The sequence below is a fragment of the Pedobacter sp. ASV12 genome (assembly GCF_016429155.1).
Classification (GTDB): Bacteria; Bacteroidota; Bacteroidia; order Sphingobacteriales; family Sphingobacteriaceae; genus Pedobacter.
Map to the genome: position 1 here is coordinate 1 of NZ_JAELUC010000282.1, position 477 is coordinate 477.

The following is a 477-nucleotide window of genomic DNA, read 5'->3' on the forward strand; positions in this document are numbered from 1 at the left end:
CGGCAGCGTCAGATGTGTATAAGAGACAGCCTTTAATCAAAGAATTCAAAATGTCTGTTTTACAATCATTCCTATTCAAATAATCTTTACAAGCAATAAACATTGCTGTATTAACTTCTACATCTTCTAGTTTTCTTGATTTTAAGTTTGGGTTAGCCCCTAATTCCAGCAACCTACTTGTTGATTTTTCTAAATTATTTGTAACTGACAACATTAGCAATGAGTGTCCAAATCTTGGATCAAGATAATCTACTGGAAGCTTCTTCGATTTTATAAGAAAATCAATTTGTTTTAAGTTTTCACTTTTAACAGCATCAGCTAATTCACTTACTGGTGTTTTGTCAAATGATTCAAAATCGAAGCCTGGTAAATAATTTTTACAAGAACTTAAAACTAAAAAAAACAAGAAAACTGGATAATAACTTCTCTTCAACATAACTTATCGTTTAGGTTTTAAAGCTTCAATTACACTAAGAA

General features: G+C 30.0%; 1 protein-coding gene. It reads right to left on the minus strand.

What is annotated here, in order from left to right; genetic code table 11:
* A partial coding sequence (locus JHD69_RS20315; protein ID WP_199142140.1) for a hypothetical protein occupies window positions 1-436 on the minus strand: 436 nt, incomplete at its 3' end.
* Between the last annotated feature and the right edge of the window lie 41 nt (window positions 437-477).